Source organism: Bartonella harrusi, from assembly GCF_024297065.1.
Taxonomy (GTDB): Bacteria; Pseudomonadota; Alphaproteobacteria; order Rhizobiales; family Rhizobiaceae; genus Bartonella; species Bartonella harrusi.
Window position 1 is genome coordinate 1,535,472 of sequence record NZ_CP101114.1, and the last position, 9,529, is coordinate 1,545,000.

5 protein-coding genes and 2 pseudogenes (1 of these 7 running past the window's edge) are annotated in these 9,529 nt (G+C 36.2%); 6 read left to right on the forward strand and 1 reads right to left on the reverse strand.

The annotated features are described in order from the left end of the window. Positions 1 to 658 precede the first annotated feature (658 nt). On the reverse strand, positions 659 to 1,069 hold the full coding sequence (locus tag NMK50_RS07195; protein ID WP_254769915.1) for a hypothetical protein: 411 nt from the start codon (positions 1,067 to 1,069) through the stop codon (positions 659 to 661). 727 nt (positions 1,070 to 1,796) lie between these two features. Here NMK50_RS07195 and NMK50_RS07200 point away from each other — a divergent pair. The 6 genes and pseudogenes from NMK50_RS07200 to NMK50_RS07230 all read left to right on the forward strand — a co-directional run. Further along, positions 1,797 to 2,485, forward strand: a pseudogene (locus tag NMK50_RS07200) (tRNA-dependent cyclodipeptide synthase). Between the two features lie 189 nt (positions 2,486 to 2,674). Next, positions 2,675 to 2,854: a hypothetical protein gene (locus tag NMK50_RS07205; RefSeq protein ID WP_254769916.1), complete on the forward strand. Its 180-nt coding sequence runs from the start codon at positions 2,675 to 2,677 to the stop codon at positions 2,852 to 2,854. Positions 2,855 to 3,076: 222 nt separating this feature from the next. Then, positions 3,077 to 3,559 carry a cytochrome P450 gene (locus tag NMK50_RS07210; RefSeq protein ID WP_254771212.1) on the forward strand — a complete coding sequence of 161 codons (483 nt, stop codon included), beginning with the start codon at positions 3,077 to 3,079 and terminating at the stop codon, positions 3,557 to 3,559. 224 nt (positions 3,560 to 3,783) lie between these two features. Continuing rightward, positions 3,784 to 5,147 (forward strand): annotated as a pseudogene (locus NMK50_RS10530) (MFS transporter). A 1,266-nt stretch (positions 5,148 to 6,413) separates the two neighbouring features. Further along, entirely contained in the window at positions 6,414 to 7,301 is an 888-nt protein-coding gene (locus NMK50_RS07225; protein WP_254769919.1) for an abortive infection family protein, read from the forward strand. A 2,045-nt stretch (positions 7,302 to 9,346) separates the two neighbouring features. Further along, on the forward strand, positions 9,347 to 9,529 hold the 5' portion of the coding sequence (locus NMK50_RS07230) for a hypothetical protein (RefSeq protein ID WP_254769920.1). The gene runs 123 nt beyond the window's last position; the window shows 183 of its 306 coding nt (coding positions 1–183); its start codon is at positions 9,347 to 9,349; its stop codon lies beyond the right edge, outside the window.

Below are 9,529 nucleotides of genomic sequence, written 5' to 3' on the forward strand. Positions count from 1 at the left end.
TTTTGTTTATGATTTGAATACTATTTCACTTCATTAAGTTATTTTTGAACAAAATGATATACTCAGATAAAGCTACTAAGAGAGTTTTTTGTATGCTCATTTTTCTATTATTCTTAGGATGTCTTATCAGCTCATCAGCTCATCAGCTCACATTCATTTTTTCTCGAATTTATTATACAAAATGTATTATATTTCCATAAACTGCTGATACCCTACTATGATCAAATTTTCTAGGAACTCTTCACTACGTAGAAGTGATGACAGGAGAGCTTCTTTGAATCTTGTAATTTTTATTGGAACCCTACATTACCTATACACTGATAAAGCGAAACAAATTCACGGACACATTCATCTCTTCAGAAGAAAGCGAGGATCATACCCCATCGCATTTTCAGAATGTTTTAATTGCACCCCCATCAAAACTCAAAGCCCTTCCATAGTATTATAACCACTGAAGAAAGCTGTCCATATCCAGCTACACCTAAAAAGCTCTTGCAATCAAAAATTTCAAGATTCTTCTCCCTTCCTCTCTTGGATTTGTTTGCGATAAGAAGGCTGATAAACTCGTTAACATTTCCATATCGGCATAGACCACAAAAAACAATGCTACCGACATACGAAAGTAAGGATAAGAAGATTAGATCAACAGCCAAAAAACTTAAGGCTGACATTCTGGTTGATCTTTATTTTCTTGACAATAAGGACTATTCAAACGCTTCGTAACACTTCGCTGAGGAATAACAGCATCAGGTTGACAAATGGGAAGATTATCAGCTTTATACTTCTCACACCACTTCATCGCTCCTAATTTATGATGAAAACCTGCTTGTACCAAGCATGCATCAACGGATGCCTCGTTATTGATTTTCTCATGAATACTCAAATTCTCTTCTGGAGGAAGATCAGAAAAGGTCTGTATTCCACATTCTAACAACGCTTTTTTTACTTCCAATTTATCAGCACCAGGCTTTTCCCATACATCTACAACTGTCTGAGAAGGCTCATCTAAGGAACACCCAGATAGAATGATCAAAGCTATTGCGCTCAATAATTTTAATATTTTTGCCATTTTATCCCCTATGAATAAATTCTCACACTTTAATAAGAAAATCCCTCTACTTTTGGCATTCTCGTTTTTCACTTAAAAAAGAGGAATCTTGTGAATGTTCTGTATATATAACATTGATTGTCTTTTTTCACTGTCTATCACTCAACAAAGACTTGCAGAAAACACCACTAATTCAACTTTCATAACACCTTCTTTATGGCTTTTTTATGTTTTTCTAAATTGAAATAAATTTGTTTGTCGTTTCGCCGTTTCTCTAACGTATTAACCATAACTTGCCCTTTAAAAGCCGGTACAAAAATTACTCTTTATTTTGCTGCTATACTCTATACACTACGCTTTTCTTAAATCCTATGATCCACTGTCACTGCTACATTTCCACGGTTGTAGACATCAAATGCATCCCGTCATTGTACAGCTATATATCAGCTTCTATAATTACTTTAGCAGTGCAAACTTCATGTGTATTTTATGATAACTTAATAAATCAATTCGTTCATTATTGCCTTTACAAAGTATTTTATCATCTATAGAGCGACATATCATTCGGTTGTTAATCATTTTTCATGACCAAAGGTCATGGAATTATATATTTACAATCACCATAATGAAATGCGGGGGAAGATTAAGTATGAATTTACAAAAAGAAATAGATATCAACAAGCGTTCGTTTTCTATAAGAGGACAATCAGAGAACTGTTCTCGTTTAATCGCGTTGAAGCAACATCTTATGATCGGTATAAGCCCATTCAACTCAAAGTTTTCAGAAAAATAATCACTAAACTTATATGTTGGGGGGCAAAGGAATTCAAGGATATTGATGTACCCCTCCCCGATACAGAATCGGCGATGCTCCTTATATTAGCATCTGGATCAACTAAAGCTAAAGCAGAGAAGAAAACTAGAAGGGAGCTTAATCGTATAAAACGTATATTATACAATATTCAGAATTCTCATAATTTAAAAAAAACTCTTTCGCTTTCTTGACTTCTCTCAATACAAACAACATGAAAATTACAAAATATTAAAATCAAAAGCCATAGATTTGTACAAAAAAACCAAAAATTTAGTGAATTATGCACAAAAATGGTAATCCAAGCGGTTGGGAATCGAGCAAAAAGCGTGGGATTATCAACTGAAGAAATAAAGAATTTGGAAACAACAAATATTTCTATTCAATATATTTTCGATGAGATTCTATTCTATGTAAACACCCCATCTTTACTGAATATAAATAGCTCAATCTTAGCTTACCATCGTGAATGGCCAGTAGGAGAGTTGTTAATCAGCGGTGAAGGACCTCTCTGTGTTGATAGGCAGCAAGGGCACGGAATTGTTTCAATATGTACTGAAACTCATGAAAAAAAACAATTTATAATTAAAAATTCAAAGGGAACAAATTATGCGTCACATTATTAAATTCAATGTTATGGACAAACATTTCCAAAAAGATCCATACCATATATATCGAAGTGTACATTCTTCTAACTCTGTTCTTTGGGATGAAAATCTTAAAGCTTATTTTTTGGCCGATATGAAGATGTTAACGCAATTTTAAAAGACAACCGCTTTACAACCGCGCCCTTAGCCGTTCGTGCAGAACCAGTAATGGGTGACCGCGTGTTAGCCCAAATGGAAGGGCATGAACACCATAGCAAGCGACAAGCCGTACTTTCAAAATTTACTGGGAAAATATTCCGCACACGCTATGCTTCAATTATTGAAAAAACAATAGACCAGCTTCTCCTGCCCTCTCTTCCAAAGGAAAAAAATAGATATTATGAATGAATTTGGTAAGGATTATAGCGTGCTTGTTACATTAATGGTCTTAGGTTTACCGATAGATCGTTACAAGGATATATTACTATGGCATAAGGGGGTGCATCTTTTGTCACCCGCCTACATCAATCGGAAGAGGAAAAAGAATTCAGTTTATGGTGCAGTAAAGAGATCATTTCTTATCTAACGCCTCTTATAGAAGAATGGGATCCAAACGCATCAGAAGATTTAATCTCTCTCTTATGGCAGAAGACAAATGATGATAACAGTATGACAACTTCTGAAAGAGTTGCGCTTGTCCTTAACATGTTATTGGCTGCTATAGAGCCTGCCGATAAGACATTAGCTTATCTTTTTTACCATTTACTCACAAACCCTAAAGAATTGGAAAAAATCCAAAAAGAGTGGACACTTCTTGGCGATGCAATCGCAGAAACATTGCGCCTGACTTCTCCAGTTCAGCTTATACCGCGCCAGACCAATCAAGCGATGAAATTTGCAGGGGTTTCGTTGCCGGCTAATTCACTGGTTTTTTGCATGATAGGAGCTGCTAACCGTGATCCTGACGTTTTTATAGATCCCGATAATTTTATACCGGAGCGCAAACGGATTTGTAAAACTGGGCAAAAGATTACAAGGATCGCGAATCATTTGGCCTTTGGAGCAGGCATGCACGTCTCGTGTAGGTTCTGCTTTTGCTCTCATGCAGAGTGAATTAACAGCGAATAGACTCCTTGACAAATTAATTGAGATCAGCTTGAGCGATGGGTTCGTTTTGGAGGAGGAGGGGTTGTATACAAGGGGGCCATCAGCACTTCCAATCACATTCGTCCCAACATGAGAGACTAGAGCATCATCAACACATCTTCATTCTTAAGTCCCTGTGATATATGGAGCAGGTTCGATATTTTAAATAATATCTTGGAGGGAGCATAATCATGCTAAAGGGGAATTCCTATACTGAATCAGAATGGTATGTGATATATACTGTCATTATTTCCAGCATACTTCCTTTGCTAAACGGAAGCATTGTCAATGTCATCCTTCCTGATCTTGCGCATTATTTTTCGGTAGAGGAAAATAATATACAGTGGGTTGTAACATCCTATTTTCTAGCCACCGTACCAGGACTGTTAATAGCATCTTTTGTGCAAGCAAGAATAGGTATCAAAAAGACTTGGCTCCTTGCTAACTTCATTTTTATGCTTGGCTCATTAGGGGTAGGATTAAGTTATAATTTTCCAACCATTCTCTCTGCCCGTATCATTCAAGGTTTTGGGACAGGCCTTCTGCTACCCCTTAGCCAAACCATCATTGCTTTACAATTTGGGCAAGAACGGGTGCGCCAAGCCATGGGCACCATAGCCGTACCAACGGTTTTTGCTCCTGCTTTTGGTCCGCTAGTGGGCGCCTCACTTGCTCAATATGTGTCTTGGCGTTTGTTATTTTTATAAATATTCCGCTTATTTTATTGGCACTCACCCTTGGAGCAAAACATTTAAAGAGCAACGAAACAACAAAAACAAAATTTAACTTATTTGCATTTTTAGCATTTTCCATATCCCTTCTTTCGTTTTTTTACCTCACAGAAGCCAAAAACATAAATAACAATAACGCCTTCTCTATCATAGCCTTTATAGCGGTACTCTCTCTGCTATTATTCATTGTTTCTAATCAGAAAGCAAAAAACAAACTCATCGTCTTTAGCGGATTTCAAAATGCGCGCTACACATTGCTTATGATAATGGGACTTATCGCTTCCTTTCTTTTTTATAGCTTCCTTGTTTATTTCCCAATAGCTATCACCATAGAAAGAAGCCACGACAATAGCCTTCTTATCATCGGCGTAGTTCTTGCTTTGCAAGGGGTGGGAGCATGGATTGGAAGAAAATTTATTTATCAAAAATGGAAAGAAAAATCTTCCTTCTTCATGATCGGAATTGGTTTGGTGATATCAAGCTTTGGGTTACTATGCTTCGGCTATAACATAAATATGGATGGGTTAGGTTTTTTGCTAAGAGGCATCGGGCTTAGCATCATCACTATTGTATGCCTGTCGGCCCCTATCCAATATGTCAATAGTTTATACATCAAAGATACAGCAGTTATCACACGCATATTACAGCAAATAGGTGGAGCCTTGGGAGGTATATTCGCTGGTTTTTTAATACATTTTCTGACAGAGAAAGACCTTTCCTTAAGTCAAACATATATTATATTCTTCATATTTTCTATCTCTGTATTTTTATTGTTTTTCTTAACACTCTTCCTCTTGTGCAAAGAAAACAGCTCCGACTTATGATATACTTTGTTTAAACGTCTTATTAAAAACATTTACAATGGCATAAGAATATACAGCATTTACCATTGCGGAAGAATACTAATGCGCTGAGGTCAAAGTCTCACTCTTCATCGTTTCTATGCAAGGTACTGAACAGACAGACTTTTAAAGCTCTAAAATGGGGCCCTCCGATAGCTTGCGTAACTTATTATTTTATGATTTCTTTTTGCCATTAGATATCTCTAAAAACTTAATGAAATATCGAATTTTCTGATAGTATCTTTGGAAGTATTCATGAGGGAAACATACTTTTCAACATGGAGTATATCCATTAGACACGATACCCCTCCCTACAACCCTAACATAGATATGGTCTTCTGAGCCCTCAATGCTAACCATCTCTACCACGCATCGCGATATAGAAAACGCATCCCACTTTTATATCACTAGCCAGAAAAAATGCCCCCTGTATTTTGTCTTTTTTCTGATCGTCAATGTAGCGGCAACAGGTTTATTGATTAAGAACAATTCATCGTTTTCCCTGTTGAAATAGCATCCCGCATATCACAAGATTTTCTGCTTCACACCTGTTTATGTTGATCACTCAACCTCATCCGCTTACATATGACAAATAGGATCTCTGTGTAGATAAAAACACTTAAAGAAAAGCAACAAAATGCTTCTCATGAACGCTCTCTAATGCAAAAGCTATTACAAGATTGAGAGCTAGCAATAATGTGATGGAGCCAACTTTCTGTTATCCACCGCATAGTGGAAAAGCTATAGGGTGATGCAAAAAGAGATATAATAATTGCATTTTTACACAAGAAATTCCCCACTACAGAACCACCCTCCTCACTTCTATGCCTCTCTTCACGAAGACAGACTTTGATTGCAAAAGGAATTGAAAGAGGCTTTTACAATGCTATGCAAATAAATATCAACGCATATGTTAAAAGCAAAGAGATTTAGTAATACTTTCCAAAGATATGATTTAGAAAGCTTTTAATAGAGCTTTTATCTAGTATAAAATAAACGCGCTTCATCTCTCACAATTTTCAACATGCATGATATGTTTTTTGTATCAGATAGAAGATGTGGATATCAGAGCTAACACTATATTCTTGAACCATTTTATAAAATAGAATGTATAATATTCAAGAACAGAAGCTCTTATAGAACTCTCCATGAGGATAAGAGAATAAATCTCTCACTCAAAAAGATAATCCCATAAACTTTATAATGTAATAAAAAATATCTAATCACCCTTTCTGACAGGCCTCTCCCATGAAATCACAAATTCCTCCTGCAATCATTGGACTTCTTAGTCAAATATTACCAGAGCATTATTCGGTGAAGTTGTTGAATGATTTGTTCTTTTCTACACCGTCTGCTCCTAATGCAGATCCCTTTGATAGTAAAGCGACTATGATTAAAAAACGACTCCATGCAATCAATAAAGAATGCCCTGAACCACTTGAAGTCCTTGGACAACTCCTCTGTGATTTTTTGGAAAAGGAATACTATGACCCAGACCCAACCGGATTGGACCTGCAATTATATGATAAAATGCTAAAGTTACAAAGAGATAAAGATGCCGTTTTAGAAAAATTAAAGGAATATGATTTTGAATATCAGCGGGGTGGATATATCACCAAACTAGGTCTCCTCTCCATAGAAGAACTCCAAAAGCGTATTGCAGAGAAAGGGCTTTTAGCGGTAGAAATCGAAGCAAAAAGAGCATTGGAAAAAATAGAACACGATCCAGGGAGTGCAGTTCTCTTTGCAACAAATCTATTGGAAGCATCTTGTAAAGCTTATCTTGACCACCACTCACTCTCCTATAAAGACACAGCCTATACGCTACGCGCTTTATGGAAGGCAGTCGTTACGAACGCTAAAATCGATCCCGAAAATATGCAACAAGAAAAGCTAAAAAATCAAGATCTGGATGCAAATGATTTAAAAATGATAGCATCCGGTCTCAACAAAATTGTGCAAGGAACTATGAATTTAAGAAACAAAAAAGGGGCAGCGCACGGCCACTCAGAAGGAAATTTCAAAAAGATCAATCTCAAACCTCGCCATGCGCGTTTAACTTTTAATGCCGCACATACCCTTTCAGTTTACATCTTAGAACTCATAGATCAGTCAACGGTAATCAAAACGCCCTGATAACAAATTTTATGATGGCAGCTATTGAGAAAGAGGATCGCAATAATTGAATTCCAATCTCTGTTTTTTTTATGAACCTCTGTATGGATTGATTTTATCGGAGCGTTCTTTGTTCGTGTATATGATACGCCAAACATTTTCCCATAAGAATAAATTTTTTTGCAACCGGCATGAGCAACATAGCAAACGGCAAACTCCCCTTTCAAAATTCATTGGCACGACTTACTGGTAAAATATTTAGTATAGGCACTTCTTCAATTTAGGGGACTTTATCTTTCTTGTGTAGCATAAATACATGAGGTTGGTTTGAGAGAAAAAGTACTATTTTCGTCAACGGTAAGCATTTTTGATGGTTCAACGTCTTAATTTATTTTTTGTCCCAAAAATATGAGCGTTTTATAAAACATGAACTGTCAAGAGATAGACACCCATATTGCGAATAAATTTGGCAATGATCACAGCCATAAGATTTTATCACCTATTCAGGATTATAAGTGGTGTTTGTATTATCTTTATAGACTATAAAGGCAATATCCTTCTTTGCATTTCCACGCCGAGCTATGAATTACCGTTCGCCATGCATTAAGAATTTTGTTTAACGAATTGCTGTTTTGATGGTTTCACGTTTCACCCATTGGCACAAGCTCTGGACATCCTTCATTGCGTTCTCAACGTCTTTTCTAAATTCTGTAATCCACTATCACTGTTACATTTCCACGGTTATAGACATCAACTATGCATCCCATTATTGCACAGCTATATATCAGCTTCTATAATTCCTTTGTCAAATGACCCAGTTCTCAAGAATGAATTTCAAAAAACTCTTGAAAATCTTTTACATCAGCACCGCCTTATTTTCTCTCACCTCTCTCGCAAATACAACAAAAAGTAAGCTTGAAAGGATGACCTCTTAAGGTTTTCATTATCTTAATCTTTTTATGCGCTATCACGCATTATCAGCCTCATCCTGGGTTGCGTTCTTAATATCTTGTCTATTATCCTTTTATTCGCACTGATCTGAAGTTAAGTTGTTAAGACATATGGCATAATCACAGATATGGCAAAGCATCAACTTTGTCGTTTATTCACTTTTTGGAAGCATAATCTTCGTAGAGCTCCTACAGGCTTAGTCATTTGTTCACTTTTTTTCTTGTTCGGCATCATATTAATTTGTTTTCTTGTCCCAAAGATATGAGCGTTTTATAAAACATGAACTGTCAAGCCCCCCGTATTGCGAATAAATTGAGCGATGCTCACAGCCATAGATTTTATTACATATTATAGCTGATCTTTAAGGATCTGGAATGTAGGTTTATTTAAACAGCATTATTACGAAAGATACGATATTAAACGGTATACTTCAAACAGCTTGCTATTTGATCTCCAATTTTTAGAGACTACGATAACTCTGAACCTCTTCATGGAAACTCTCTCTGAGAGAGCTTTCTTTAAAGATAAGGTACTACGTATAATGTTTGTTAGAGCGGCGTATTTTATAGCTATCGAACAATTTATGAAGGAGATTTGGATTGTTTTTGATATTGTTGGACGCATTTTAAGTTTTCACCATCTTATATTTTTCTGCACTATCACCCTCATTCTCTGCTGCGCTCTCAACATCTTGTCTATTGTCCTGTTATCCATACTGATCTAAAGTCAAGCGCTGAAACATATGGCATAATCACAGGTATGTTAGAGTATCACTTGATCATTTATTCACTTTTTTCTCTTATTGTTCTTTTTCATCATTGCGAATAAATTTGGCAATGAACACGACTATAGATTTTATCACCTCTTCAGGGTTACGATTGGTGTTTATGTTATTTTTATAGACTATAAAGGCAATATTTTTCTTTGCGTTTCTATGCTTGGCTATTATTTACTCTTCACCACGCAGTATTTTCTCTAACTTCAACTCTCATTTTGCAAAAGCAAAAAGCCGCCTTAGAGAAGGTACATGGGAATAATAGCAAATAGGAATAATAGAGGGAACCACAATCAGGAGAATGATGCAAATGTATAGCATCACAAAGATATAGCATCAAATGAGACGGATATTTGAATGGAAGATTTATTATTTTTCGAGAACTGATGATGTCTTTATATTTTGTTTTGACGAGCCCAGAGCTGAAAATATGCATCTGATTGATGGAGCAGAGGCTTACTTTGCGTTGATACAAGAGAAGATGGGATTTCAAAATGTTTTGACAACACATTACGTCTTTTTA

Bases quoted from the DNA above. Each gene is read 5' to 3' on its own strand.
- NMK50_RS07205 (WP_254769916.1), top strand. From the start codon at position 2,675: ATGGGTGACCGCGTGTTAGCCCAAATGGAAGGGCATGAACACCATAGC.
- NMK50_RS07195 (WP_254769915.1), bottom strand. From the start codon at position 1,069: ATGGCAAAAATATTAAAATTATTGAGCGCAATAGCTTTGATCATTCTA.
- NMK50_RS07225 (WP_254769919.1), top strand. From the start codon at position 6,414: ATGAAATCACAAATTCCTCCTGCAATCATTGGACTTCTTAGTCAAATA.